At 60.7% G+C, this 12935-nt stretch carries 11 protein-coding genes; 9 read left to right on the top strand and 2 right to left on the bottom strand.

Features of this window, described 5'->3' with window-relative positions; translation table 11 throughout:
• Positions 1 to 123 precede the first annotated feature (123 nt).
• Genes JSV08_01070 through JSV08_01060 form a run of 3 tightly spaced genes read left to right on the top strand, consistent with a single transcriptional unit; the run spans position 124 to position 4303 of the window.
• The gene (locus JSV08_01070; GenBank protein ID UCF81045.1) at positions 124 to 1869 is read left to right on the top strand and encodes a hypothetical protein; all 1746 of its coding nucleotides are present in this window, start codon (positions 124 to 126) and stop codon (positions 1867 to 1869) included.
• A gap of 59 nt (positions 1870 to 1928) precedes the next feature.
• On the top strand, positions 1929 to 3164 hold the full coding sequence (locus JSV08_01065) for an EAL domain-containing protein (GenBank protein UCF81044.1): 1236 nt from the start codon (positions 1929 to 1931) through the stop codon (positions 3162 to 3164).
• Between the two features lie 32 nt (positions 3165 to 3196).
• Complete coding sequence (locus JSV08_01060) at positions 3197 to 4303, top strand: aldo/keto reductase (protein UCF81043.1); 1107 nt, start codon at positions 3197 to 3199, stop codon at positions 4301 to 4303.
• A 3-nt stretch (positions 4304 to 4306) separates the two neighbouring features.
• On the opposite strand, the gene JSV08_01055 is transcribed toward JSV08_01060, so the two are convergent.
• Positions 4307 to 4954 (bottom strand): hypothetical protein, encoded by a 648-nt coding sequence (locus JSV08_01055; GenBank protein UCF81042.1) that lies wholly within the window; start codon positions 4952 to 4954, stop codon positions 4307 to 4309.
• 242 nt (positions 4955 to 5196) lie between these two features.
• Here JSV08_01055 and JSV08_01050 point away from each other — a divergent pair, with 242 nt between their 5' ends.
• The 6 genes from JSV08_01050 (at position 5197) to JSV08_01025 (ending at position 9662) form a co-directional block, all read left to right on the top strand.
• Entirely contained in the window at positions 5197 to 5787 is a 591-nt protein-coding gene (locus JSV08_01050) for an AIM24 family protein (protein UCF81041.1), read from the top strand.
• Positions 5788 to 5789: 2 nt separating this feature from the next.
• Positions 5790 to 6371, top strand: coding sequence for a CvpA family protein (locus JSV08_01045; GenBank protein ID UCF81040.1), 582 nt, complete (start codon positions 5790 to 5792; stop codon positions 6369 to 6371).
• 307 nt (positions 6372 to 6678) lie between these two features.
• The gene (locus JSV08_01040) at positions 6679 to 6957 is read left to right on the top strand and encodes an integration host factor subunit alpha (GenBank protein UCF81806.1); all 279 of its coding nucleotides are present in this window, start codon (positions 6679 to 6681) and stop codon (positions 6955 to 6957) included.
• A gap of 11 nt (positions 6958 to 6968) precedes the next feature.
• On the top strand, positions 6969 to 7376 hold the full coding sequence (locus tag JSV08_01035) for a MerR family transcriptional regulator (GenBank protein UCF81039.1): 408 nt from the start codon (positions 6969 to 6971) through the stop codon (positions 7374 to 7376).
• 91 nt (positions 7377 to 7467) lie between these two features.
• A complete protein-coding gene (gene rfaE2, locus JSV08_01030) occupies positions 7468 to 8931 on the top strand; it encodes a D-glycero-beta-D-manno-heptose 1-phosphate adenylyltransferase (protein UCF81038.1) in 1464 nt (487 codons plus the stop codon).
• Positions 8928 to 9662, top strand: a complete 735-nt coding sequence (locus tag JSV08_01025; GenBank protein UCF81037.1) for an NTP transferase domain-containing protein — start codon at positions 8928 to 8930, stop codon at positions 9660 to 9662. The genes rfaE2 and JSV08_01025 overlap by 4 nt, the downstream gene beginning before the upstream one ends.
• Before the next feature lie 17 nt (positions 9663 to 9679).
• On the opposite strand, the gene JSV08_01020 is transcribed toward JSV08_01025, so the two are convergent.
• Positions 9680 to 12935 (bottom strand): hypothetical protein (locus tag JSV08_01020; protein UCF81036.1); only part of this gene is annotated, 3256 nt, incomplete at its 5' end.

Here is a 12935-nt window from a genome sequence, read left to right as displayed (position 1 = left end):
GATCCGGCCGAGGTATACCCGGTTTAAGTGGCCGTGGCTATTGCGCTGTGGTATTTGTTTTAAGGGGTGTTGGATGGGTTGGGTTTTTAGTTGGGGTATGTGGTTTATGCGGTGGAAGAGGCCGTGGCGATAGAGGAGGTGGAAGAGGTTGAAGCGGTGGAGGAAGCAGTGGCGATAGAGGAAGTGGAGGAGGTAGAGGCGGTGGAAGAGGCCGTGGCGATAGAGGAGGTGGAGGAGGTAGAAGCGGTGGAGGAAGTCGGAGCGATAGAGGAGGTGGAAGAAATCGGGACAATTGAGGAGATCGAAGAAATCGAGGCGGTGGAAGGAATCGAGGAAATCGAAGGGATAGAAGAAATTCGGGATATAGAAGAAATCGAGGAAGTGGAGGAAATTGAGGCCGAAGAGGCGGAAGCGCTTCCGGAAGAAGCGGTTGAAGAAGAGTTGGAGGAAGAGGCTCCCGAAGTGCCCGTCGAGGAGGAGGTCAAAGGTGTCACGCTCTGGGGCGGTCGCATTCGCCTACGGGGCGTCGGGATGGCACGTGCGGTCTATACCGGGGAGGCCGGTGCGAATCAATACTCGCCGTTCTTTCGATACCAACCGGAAAACGAGGGCGTGGACGTAGGCACGGGTTCTTGCCCCGGGATTGCCGACAGGAACTGCGAAACCACCTCCGTGGGCGACGTGGCGCATGTGGGGCTTGCGGCGACCATGGACCTTACGGATGACCATCGCATCCACATCCACGTGGGGTACAACCCTAAATTCCCCGACAGCGAGAATTACGCGAAAAAGTCTCGGCTTGAGATAGGATGCGATGAATCTGATTGTAACGACGGGATTGACAACAACGGGGACGGCAGGGTCGACGAGTTTCCAGATAGGGTCATAGAGACGCGTCCGTACGGCGATAACGGCAAGGTGTCTATCTTTGAGGCTTACTACCGCATTCGGGTTCATTCGGACTATTTTAAGCAACCTTTCCATGTCCGAGTCGGCCGCATCGCACCGATGCGCCTTTCCCGCGAGCACACGGGCCCGTTGCGCACGTCACGCCACATGGTTACGCCTTCTCCAATCAGCACGTTCCTGAACAACATCTACGGGATAGGGTTCGATGTGTCGTTCGGCTTCGAGCCGGGGAGGGACCCCCTCGGAGGGTGGGCCGTCGGGATCATCGAAGGAAACTACTTCTACACGCTGGCCCATGACCCCGTGCTTGATCGGCATTACTGGCCCGTCACGGACGTTATGTCGGACCCGGTGCGTTCGGATTCGCAAATCCGCGGCCGCCCCGGCTTCTACGCTTACGCCGAGGTGCGCGACGCTTCCAAGCGTTTTCGCCTTTACACGGCCTATTACTACAACGGGATGAGCGGTGCGGAGTTTCGGGGTTTCGCCCTGCGCGTTGCCACCGGAGCCGTAACCGCTGACTGGAAACGCCTTAAACTCATCGTCCAGGTGCTGAACGCCGACACGTCGTTTCGGGAGGACGTTAGCTTTATAGGTTTAAAGATACCGAGAGGAAGCGTGCCCAAGATTCGATACGACGGTTTCTACGTGCTCATGAGCGCGCCCCTCGGCAAACGTCACAGCGTGTCGATGCGCTACGACGAGTTCACCAATCAGTATAGCCCGGCTGAAATCAGGGATAGGTTTGGACAGATCGTTTCGGTCGAATCCATCCCCATGACCTCCTTCCTATGGGCATTCAACTATACGCTAACGTTCGGGAAACGCCACCGCCTCTCGATCGAGTATCTGGACCTCGATTCGCGGGAATGGAGCGGGACGGTGGACCCGTACACGGGGCAAGAGATCGGCGAGCCCAAGGACAACCAGGCGCTCCTGAACTACACGTTTTGGTTCTGATGTGAAGGCTGTGCCGAGGGAGAGGAACCGCTTGCGATCAGGCGCTTGATGAATGCTTTATGAGGAAATCGCGGAGCGACGGTACCCTAAGGGACGAAGCGAGCGGTCTCAGCCTCTACGTTGCGCACATTGACGATGCCGTCCGCGGCCTTGAAGAGGACGACGCGCTGGGCATTCTGGCCATTCGGCTTTTGGATTCGCTGCGCGTCGAGGCGTCGCTGGGAAGCCGCGCATTTGAGCGCACCCTGCAACGCACCGTTCAGACACTCGATCAGCACCTGGAAACCCTTCTCAGCCCGCCATGGCATCTTGGCGTCAACGGCTATGGCGGCGACCTCCTGGTTGCCTTCTTTACCCAGACCCGCGACGGAAAGGCCGTTTCAGAAGAAAGCCTTTTTCAGGTTAAGGAAGCCATCCAAGCCCTCCAGGCTGACCGCTTTGCGTTCACCGCGGGCTATGCGCTTGTCCGCGCCCGGCCTTCCGTCGACCTGCGCCGCCTGATCTACCAGGGCGTCGAACATGCCATGGTGTCTGCCATTGGCGAGGACATGACCGACCTCGAGCGCCAGGGCCATGTCCTTCGGCGCATTATCTACCAGAGCTACATCCGTACGGTGTTTCAGCCCATTGTGTCGCTCGATGAGGAGGAGATCTTCGGTCACGAGGCTCTGGCGCGCGGACCAGCGGAGACGGAATTCGAGAGCCCCGATTTTCTCTTCGCCCTTTCCCGCCGAAGCGGCCTCCTGCAAGAGCTCGATTTTCTGTGCCGCAACGTCGCCGTGTCGAGCGCGCGCACGCTCGCAGGGCAGGGCAAAATCTTCATCAATACGCTGGCCCACACGCTGGCCCACCGGCGCTTCCTGTCGCCGCAATTCTTTGACCTCCTCGAGCAGACTCATATCGAGCCCGCGCGCATCGTCTTCGAGGTAAGCGAGAAATATCCCATTGCGGATTACTCCGAGTTCCGACACAATGCGGCCGAGCTACACGAGTATGGTTTTTCCCTGGCCGTGGACGACGCCGGCATGGGCTATTCCAATCTGCGAACCCTTTTTGAGCTTGAGCCGGACTATGTCAAGATTGACCACTCCCTCGTGCACGACATTCATCGCGAGCCTGTCCACCAACAGGTCTTCGCCATCCTCGCGGACATCTCGCAGCAACTGGACGCGCGCGTCATCGCCGAGGGCGTGGAGACGAGGGAGGAGCTGGAGAAATTGCGGTCCCTGGGAGTTCCCTACGGCCAGGGATTCTACTTTGCGAGGCCCGCCGCCCTGCACACCGCGCAGGGCTAGCGACGGCCATCGAAAGGGAGTGAAGGCAGGCCATGTACAATCATGCAACGGCGGAAGGCACGCGGCGCTATGCCGAGCGCTTCGGCCATCTCGCCCCGGACCATTTTCGCATGGCGCAGGATTTAACGGTTTCCTCGATCGGCATTGGAACCTACCTGGGCGCCTTCGACGACGCGACCGACGAAGGCTACCGCGGCGCCATCGCGCGTGCCCTCGAGCTCGGCTGCAATTTCATCGACACGGCCGTCAACTACCGCTGCCAGCGGAGCGAGCGTGCCATCGGCGAGGCGCTCAAGAAGGCGTTCACCGAAGGAAGCGTGCGGCGCGACGAGGTTGTGGTTTCTACGAAGGGCGGTTACTTTCCCTACGAGCGTGAGGTGCCGAGCGACGTGTGGGCGTATTTCCACGAGCGTTTCGAGAAACCGGGCATCCTCCACCGGAGCGAGGTCGTCGGAGACATCCACGCCATGACGCCCCGCTACCTCGAGAACCTGCTCGAAACGAGCCTCCGCAACCTGGGCCTAGACTGCATCGATGTCTACTACATTCATAATCCAGAGCATCAGCTTCCGGAGGTCGGCCGAGAGGAGTTCTACAAGCGCCTGCGCGCCGCGTTCGAATTCCTCGAGTCAAAAGTCCGGGAGGGGAAAATCCACGCTTACGGCACGGCCACGTGGAACGGCTACCGCGTTTCTTCGGATTCCCCCGACCACCTCGACCTCGCCCGCGTCGTTCAGTCCGCCGAAGGAGCGGGCGGCAAGGAGCACCATTTCCGGTTCTTAATGTTCCCTCTCAACATGGCGATGCTCGAAGCCGTGGCCTCTCCCACGCAGCATGGGAGCGGGCGGGACGGCCCCGTCCTCCAGGTCGCGGCGGACTTCGGTCTTACGGCGGTCTCGAGCTCCACGATTCTGCAGGGGCGCCTCGCGCACGGCCTTCCCGAATCGGTACAGAAGGCTATTGGGAGCTTAAGCACGGACGCCCAGCGCGCCATCCAGTTCAACCGCTCCCTGCCTGGACTCGCGGCCGCGTTCGTGGGCATGAGCCGCGTCGGGCACGTCGAAGAGAATCTCAAGGTGGCCGAGACACAGCCCCTGAGCGGCGAGCAACTGGTGGGGCTTTTGGGAGGCAGTGCGTAGCCTTTACCCGGGATCGGTTTTCCTGAAATACTCAATCGGGTAAAGCGCCAGCCATCCCCTCGGGATGTCGTATTTTCCCCACACCAAGGGACGCCAGCGAAGGAACGCTGCGCCGTCGCACGTTGCGCGGTAGCGGTTTCCCTCCTTTGCCACAAGACCCATGGCCAGGGCGTCGCCTAGCAGCATTTCTTCATCCTCACCCCCCGCGGGCGGAGGAGCGCCTTGAGATGATGCGAGGAATGTCTCCACCAGAGCACACACGCGGAGAAGGGCACCGCTCGCAATGGGATTCGCTCGGACGATGCGGACCAGGATTGCGACCTGTTCCGGCGAAACCCAGTCCGGTGATTTGGACTTCCGTTGCACCACATAGGTTTTTCCCGCATCGGTGAGTGACCATCGACCGCCGCGACGAGCCACCAAGCGCAGTTCCTCGGCCAGGTAAAGGTAGCTGACGAGCATGCTTTGGGAACGCTTCGTCGAGTGGGCGAGTTCTTCCGTGCTCCTGGGGGCGTTTAGCATGTAGAGGAAGCAATTCAGGAAATGCAGACTCCAAAAGCCGTGGCTCGTGGGCTTTAGCTCGAAGGAAGCCGCGAGGGTTTGAAGTCGCCCAAGAAGAAATTTCGGAGTGTGTTCCGTCGAATCTGCCATGGTTTGCTTTTCCAGCGAGCCTACCATGCCGATTTTCCGTGAATCAAGAGAACGTGCCGTGGCGATTCGACACCTGCACGTGCGGCAAGTAGAATGGTGAGGTGTCGTAGCCATGATTGACCTGTGAGGGGTAAAGTAGAGCTGGAATCTTATCCCCGACTCGCAATGTCGGGGGGTTTGCGCTACCCGGAAAGAAGCAGCCCATGCGATATTCCATCGAAGGTGAACGAGGCGCTACTCTTGTGGTAACGCTCAAGCAGGGGGAGCGCCTTTACGTCGAGCCCGAGATGCTGCTTGAGCGCGGCGAAGACGCCGTGATGCAGCGCCAGATTAAGGGCAAGCTTCTTCGGGGCCTCAAGCGCAAGCTTCTCACCGGCGAAAGCTTTTTCCTCGAGGAATACCGCGCGGTGGCGCCCGAGGCCGTGCTCCGCCTGGGGCGCAGGACGGCGGAGGGAACGATCGTACCCGTTCACCTCAAGGAGCAGGCTATTCTCTGCCGCCGCAACGCGTTCTTGGGCTTTCACGGAGAGATGGACCTCGACGTCGTGTTCGCGGCGACGCGCATCGCAGCCGGGCAAGCGAGCAAGCTGTTTTCGGCGAAAACGTTTGTGCTACAGAAAATTTCCGGCTCCGGCATCGCCTTCCTCTACGCGGACGCCTACCTTGTCGAAACGCCTGGCCGGATGAAAGAGCTCTTGCGGCGCGGACTGTCGCGGCTTCCCCTGTTCGGGGTTCCCGCGAACGGCGCCACGCGCAGTATGCTGGCCAGTAGGCTGGGGCCGGCGGGAGGAAAAACTGTTCCTGGCCACTGGAAACCGGCCACCGTCCGCTGAACATGAGTGGGCTTGATTTCATTCTGCTCGCGGTGATTGCGCTGGCCGTGCTCCTGGGAGTCATCGAGGGGCTGGTGCGGATGGTGCTCTCGTGGGTGTTCTTTTTCGGCGCCTTTATTGCGGCCTCCCTCCTTTACGCCTATCCTGCCGCGTGGCTTTCCTCGTGGGTCGAGTTTCGCGCCGTGCGCAACGCCCTTGGATTTGCGACGGTGTTTTTTGCGGTGTTCCTGGCCGGAAACGTCGTCGTGTGGCTTCTTACGAAATGGCTCGAGATGGCCAAGCTCCGGGGGATGGACCGTGCGATGGGCGGGCTATTCGGCTTCGTGCTCGGCCTCACGCTCTCGACGCTCATCGTGTTTTTCGTCGTCTCGGCGCTTCCGCAGGGAAGCGCCTACGTCGACCGCTCCCTTCTTGCGCCGGCGCTCACGAAACTCTCCGATTTTACCGTCCACACGATGCCCGGGGAGTTGCGCTCCGCATACAGGCGCGGCCGCGCGTGGCTCGACGCGTGGGAAGAATCGCTGCGAAAAAAGTATGCGGAAGAGAAGGAGCGCGAGGCGGAGGAAAAGGACAAAACGGATTAATAATGGGGTCGGCGCTGACGTGTCCCTCCAGCTTTATTTTAGGGAGTGGGTAGCAGCCGGGGTTGTGAAAAAAAGGGGGGAGAAGCGGGAAAGAGAAAGAGGAGAATAACCCTAACTCTTTGAAAACAGTATGTTTTTTTGAAATGAGCTCGCCCCGTGGAGCATGAATTTTGGACTCGTTATAGTCAATTTAGACTTGACTTTTCGACAATTACCTCATACACTGGTTTAGGTGTTTTGGGCTATGGTGGTGAAAGAGCTACATTCTTTGTGAAGAGAGGATTGTTGTACAGTGGCCACTACAAAAATTGAGCTTGCAAAGGCGATCTACGAAAAGCACGGCGGCATATCTTTCCGGGAAGCCAAACGCATTGTGGATTTCATTCTTGACACGCTTCGGACGCGCCTGGAAGAGGGGGACAAGGTGCTTCTTTCGGGCTTTGGCACGTTCGAGGTCGTCGAGCGCAAGGCGCGCAAAGGGCGCAATCCCCGCACCGGCTCCACGCTGATCATCCCGGCGCGAAAATCGCTCACGTTCCAGCCCTCCAAGCTTCTCACGAACGCCGTAAACGGGAAGGATGAATAGGGTTTTCTATCATGGCTGAAGCGGCAGACCAGAAGCTCTTTTACAAGATTGGCGAGCTCTGCACCATGCTCGGCCTCGAACCCCACACGCTGCGGTACTGGGAAAAAGAGTTTCCTTTTCTGTCGCCGCAGAAAAACAGCGCCGGCCAGCGCATCTACTCGAGCGAGGACGTCCGACTCATTCGCCGCATCATGACGCTGCTCTACCAACAGGCCTATACCATCGAGGGGGCGCGTCGCCAGCTTACCACGGAGCGCGAGGGGCATCCCGCCCACCGGGAGGAGGGCGGCGGGAGGGCGGACAGCGTCGCGGAGGAAAACCGCCGCCTTCGGGAAGCCCTGCACCTCGTCAAGGAGGAGCTGAAAACACTCGCCGCCATGCTGCGGGACGGACGCCCCCCCGGAGAGGCGGCCTCCTAGCGGACGCGGCGCACGCCCTCCGAAAAACCCCTTTCTGCGCATGTCCCCCCTTCGCCCGTCGCCGGACGCTCGGCCGCTGGATGTCTCCCGAGTGCGAGCCAACCTAAAGCGCCTGGAGAATCTTCCGATTCTGGTCGTGGGTGACCTCCTCTGCGACCGCTACATTTACGGCGATACGTCGCGCATCTCGCGCGAGGCGCCCGTGCCCGTCGTGCACACGAAGCGGGAGGAAATCCGCCCGGGCGGGGCGGCGAACGTGGCGATGAATCTGCGCCCTTTCGGCGTGAAGGTGCACCTTATGGGGGCCGTGGGAAGGGACGGCTACGGCACGCGCCTGCTTTCTCGCCTGCGTCAGAGCGGCGTTTCGGTCGCGGCCGTGCGCGCCTCCGCGCGCCCGACCTCGGTCAAGGCGCGGATCATCGCCGAGCAGCACCAGCAGGTGCTTCGCCTCGACACCGAAACGGAAGCGCCGCTCGGGCCGCCCGAAGAGACGCGGCTTTGGCGCAAGATCCAGCGGGCGCTTCCGCGCGTCCGCGGCGTCATCCTGTCCGACTACGGCAAGGGCATTTTGACGGGGCCCCTTCTTAGGCGGGTTTTCAGCGCGGCCGGGAGAGGCGGGCTGCCGGTGGTGGTGGACCCGCGCGGGCGGAGCTTTAGAAAATACCGCGGCGCTGCGGCGCTCCTGCCGAACGCCGCGGAGGCCGAGCAGGCGACCGGCTTCGCGTGCGAGACGCGCGGGGACGCCCTCCGGGCGGCGCGCCGCGTCATGCTCGACACCGGCGCGCGGAGCATTCTCGTGACTCTCGGCCCGCGGGGCATGCTCCTGTGCGAGAAGGGGCGCCGCGGGGCGCGGCACATCCCCGCGCGCGCCAAGGAGGTCTACGACGTCACGGGTGCGGGCGACACCGTGAGTGCGCTCTTCGGCGCGCTCATTGCGTCGGGGGCCCCAGCCTTCGACGCCGCGTGGACGGCCAACGTGGCGGCCGGCGTCGTGGTCGAGAAGTTCGGCACCGCGACGACGTCGCCCGAGGAGATTCTGAAAACGCTTGCGGGGGCGCCCGTGGACGCCGCGGACAAAGCGGTTCTCCTCAGAAGCGCGGCGCGCCTGGGGAAGACGCTCCGCGCGCAGGGGCGGCGCGTCGTGTTCACGAACGGCTGCTTCGACCTGCTTCACCCGGGCCACGTCCAGGTTCTCTCGGAGGCGCGCGCGCACGGCGACGTCCTCGTCGTCGGCCTCAACAGCGACGCCTCCGTTCGCCGCCTCAAGGGGCCGAAGCGGCCCCTCGTGCCGCAGGGCGAGCGGCTGCGGATGCTCGCGGCGCTCGCGTGCGTGGACTACGTCATCGTGTTCCCGGAGTCGACGCCGCGCCGCCTGATCCGGGCGCTTCGCCCCGACGTTCTCGTCAAGGGCGGCGATTACCGCGGCCGGAGGGACGCCATCGCGGGGAGTCGCGATGTCGCCTCGTGGGGTGGAAAGACCGTCGTGGCCGGCTACAAGAAGGGCTGCTCGTCGTCGGCCCTCATGAAAAAGATTGCCGGGATCTACCGCGCATGAACCTTAAAGGCGTGGTGCTCGCCGGGGGCCTTGGGACGCGTCTCCACCCGCTCACCCTGGTGACGAACAAGCACCTTCTTCCCGTCTACGCGAAGCCCATGATTTACTACCCCATCGAGATGCTCGTCCGGGCGGGCGTCAAGGACATCATGGTGGTGACGGGGGGGGAGAACGCGGGCGATTTTCTGCGGCTTCTGGGAAACGGAGAAGCTTTCGGCCTCAAGGCGCTCCACTACACGTACCAGCGCGGCGAGGGCGGCATCGCCGCCGCGCTTCGCCTGGCCGAGCACTTCGCGGCGGGCGACCGCATCGTGGTCGCACTCGGCGACAACATCATCGAGCGGAACATCCGGAGCGCCGTCGCGGCCTTCCGCAGGCAGAAGTGCGGCGCCCGGATTCTTCTCAAGAAGGTGCCCGACCCGCAGCGCTTCGGCGTGCCGGTGTTCAACGCCAGGCGCAAGATCGTCCGCATCGAGGAAAAGCCCAGAAAGCCCAAATCCTCCTACGCCGTGACCGGCATCTACATGTACGACGCCCGGGTGTTCAGCATCATCCGCACGCTCAAGCCGTCGCGCCGGGGCGAGCTCGAGATTACCGACGTGAACAACGCCTACCTCGAGCGCGGCGAGCTCGCGCACAGCGTCCTTCAGGGCTGGTGGACGGACGCGGGAACTTTCGACTCCCTCCTCCGGGCGAACCGGCTCACGGCGAAGACCGGCGCGAACCGCTAATCCCTGGCCGCTGTTTTTTACGGATGCGGGCCGCAGGTGTTCAGAAGCGGGTTGCGCTCGACGGCGTCGCTGTCGTAGCCCGAGGTTCCCTCTGTCGCCATGTCGCATTCGGTGACGAGATAGTAGGCGTTCGCAAAGCCCGGCGTAATTATCCCGCTCAGATAGCCGCCTCCTTCGTCCGTCCCCGCCGTCCAGCACACGAGAGATGAGTGGTTGTACGGCGGAAGCGAGTCCAAGTCGCCTTCGTAGATGTTGTATTGGATAACACCGGCACAATCGGAGGGAAGCCCCGCCCAAAAGAGTTTTACTTGGCCGGAGGCCCGCTCCACGGTCAAGGGCCTGCCGGAACCCGGTGCGGATACCTCTCCGGCGGAGGGAATGTCATCCTCAACGGTACGCGCCATGATCGTATAGGATACATAACTGGGATCTTCATAAAAACGTCGATAAGCAATCAGGTATTTTCCACAGGCCGAATAGGCTACAGCGTGATCAGAATCGTCATAGAGACTTTGCTGGATGAGGATGCCCGCTGCATCGAGCACCGTCCCATCCGAGGCCACGCGCGCTCCGTAGATGTCGTCGTCCCCGCCGCTTTGGTAGTCCTCCCACACTATGAAATAGTCCGTCCCGTTTGAAGCTACGGAGGGAGATCTCTGGTTGCCAGCCGCCGTGGACACGGCAATACCCGAAATATCAAGCACCGTCCCATCCGAGGCCACGCGCGTTCCGTAGATGTCGTCGTTCGCGGCGCCGTTTCGTTCATCATGCCACGCGACGAAATAATCCGTTCCGTTCGAGGCAACCGATGGGGCACTTTCATCGATTCCGAAGACTGCCGCAACAGCTATATCGGATGGATCAAGATCCGTGCCGTCCGCTTTTACGCGTGAGGCGTAAACGTCATCATCGGAAAAGCTGAAAAAACTCTCCCACACTATTAAGTAATCTGTCCCGTTCGACGCAACCTCAGGATAATCTGCGTAGGGGTCAGTCGTCACTTGAACTGGGGGATTGTCCAACACAACTCCGCCCGATGTGACGCGAGTTCCATAAATTTCCCAGTCTCGCCACACGACCAGGTAACCCGTTCCATTCGAAGCCACGGAAGGCTGATCGTCGTAATCTCCCAAGGCGCCAATTAGTATTCCCCCGCTGTCCGGGGGGCCGTCGAGTAAGGCACCGTCCGATGCTTGAACGCGTGCACCGTAGATATCATCGTACGTCGTGGCCGAATTGCGGTCGTCTTTCCAAACTGCGAGATAGTCGGTCCCATTCGACGCCACAGACGGCGTATCTTGGTAGTTCGTGTTGGTACAGATCGCAATTCCAGAAGGATCCAGCACCGTCCCAGAAGATGAGACGCGGGATCCGTAAATGTTGTAATCGTTTATAACAGGATCGCCAACCCACACCACAAAATAATCCGTTCCGTTCGAGGCAACAGCGGGATTGCCCTGGACGCTTGTCTCTTTTGATATAAGGATCCCTTCTGCATCTAGTACGGCCCCAGCGGAGGTGACCCGCCCGCCATAGATATCCGAATCCACGCCGCTTCGGTAGTCCGCCCACGCGACGAAATAGCCCGTCCCGTTCGAGGCTGCTGAGGGGTTGTACTGGTCGAATGCCGCCGTGGAGACGGCTATGCCCGTGGAGTCGAGTACCGTCCCTGCCGAGGTGACGCGCGCCCCGTAGACATCGTACTCCGTGCCGCTTCGGTAGTCCGTCCACGCGATGAAATAGTCCGTTCCGTTCGAGGCTACGGAGGGATACCTCTGGTTGTCCGCCGCCGTGGAGACGGCGATGTCCGTCGGCGTGGGGTCGAGCACCGTCCCCGTCGAAGTGACGCGCGTTCCGTAGATATCGTAGTCCGCACCGCTTCGGTAATCCTGCCACGCGACGAAATAGTCCGTCCCGTTTGAAGCTGCCGAGGGGTAGTATTGATCGTCTGCTGCCGTGGAGACGGCGATGCCTCCCGTGTCAGGCGGGCCGTCAAGGAGCAAGCCATCGGACGCCCGCACCCGTGCCCCGTAGATGTCGTAGCCCGTGATAGCAGAATTCCGCCAGTCATGCCACGCGACGAAATAGTCCGTCCCGTTTGAAGTTGCCGAGGGACGCTCTTGGTTATCCCCCGCTGTAGAGACGGCGATGCCCGCAGGATCGAGAACGCTTCCCCCCGATGTCATCCGCGCCCCGTAGATGTCGGAGAGCCCGTTTCGGTAATCTTGCCATGCAACGAAGTAGTCCGTTCCGTCCGAGGCAATTGAAGGATACAACTGGTTGCCGGTCGCACTTGAAATTGTAATTTGTGAGGTACAGCATGGCACGACTCGCTTTCCATAGATGTCCTGCGTAAAATCGCCACCGGGTTCATGCCATACTACAAAGTAGTCGATCCCATTGGAAGCAACGGAAGGCGCCTCGGATAAACAAGAAGATGCAATTGCAATTCCGGATGGATTGAGAACGATCCCATCTGCACTTACGCGGGCGCCATAAATCTGATAACAGCTAAGGCTAACTTTCGATACCCATGCCACAAAATAATCCGTTCCGTTCGAAGCCACGGAGGGATGAGTTTGGTTTAATGCTGCCGGCTCAATCACCGGACTCGGCCCCACGGGAAACTCCGGCCCCACCGTCGGGTCGATCAGGACGGGATATTGGGCGTTTTCAAGAAATTCGTGCTGCACCTCGAACAGGACTTCGCTGCCGGTTGCAAGCGAAGGCCGAACCCGCTCCCGCCGTCCCGCTGCGTCAACCACGGTTACGTTGGATAAAGTAATTTGGCCTTCCTCTTGCCGGGCTGGAAACACCAGCCCCTCCGGATGCTCCCGCGGCTCACCCGCGGCCCGAATCGCAAGACGCACGCTCAACGCCGAAGCTTCGGGGCCGATCGGCTCGTCGATCGTCCAGTAGATTTCTATCCCTCCCTCGCCGCGGTTTCTCGCATAAGACGTAACGCCGTCGCGCGTTTCTCCCTGAAGCAGGCCGGGCGCGTGCTCCTCCAGGCGGCCTTTTCCAAACACCGTTTGCGAAACACCTCCTTGCTCGAACTGGACGGAAAGAATCTCGAAATCGGGTTTTTCCTTATTTCCTTGCGCGAAATATCTTAACCCGTTTACATCAATCTCCGATTGGAATCGAGGCGTCTCATGAAGGAAAGCATTCCCTTTGGAAACAAAAGGACGCTCGCCCCTCGTTTCGGCGCGGAATCCTTGCTTGGGGGGTTCTTCGGGAAGGCCGCGGTTTTTCCTTACCGTGCGGATGACT

Source organism: Acidobacteriota bacterium (assembly GCA_020349885.1).
Taxonomy (GTDB): Bacteria; Acidobacteriota.
Note: the sequence above shows the minus strand (reverse complement) of the source record. Positions and strands in the feature narration are given on the sequence as shown.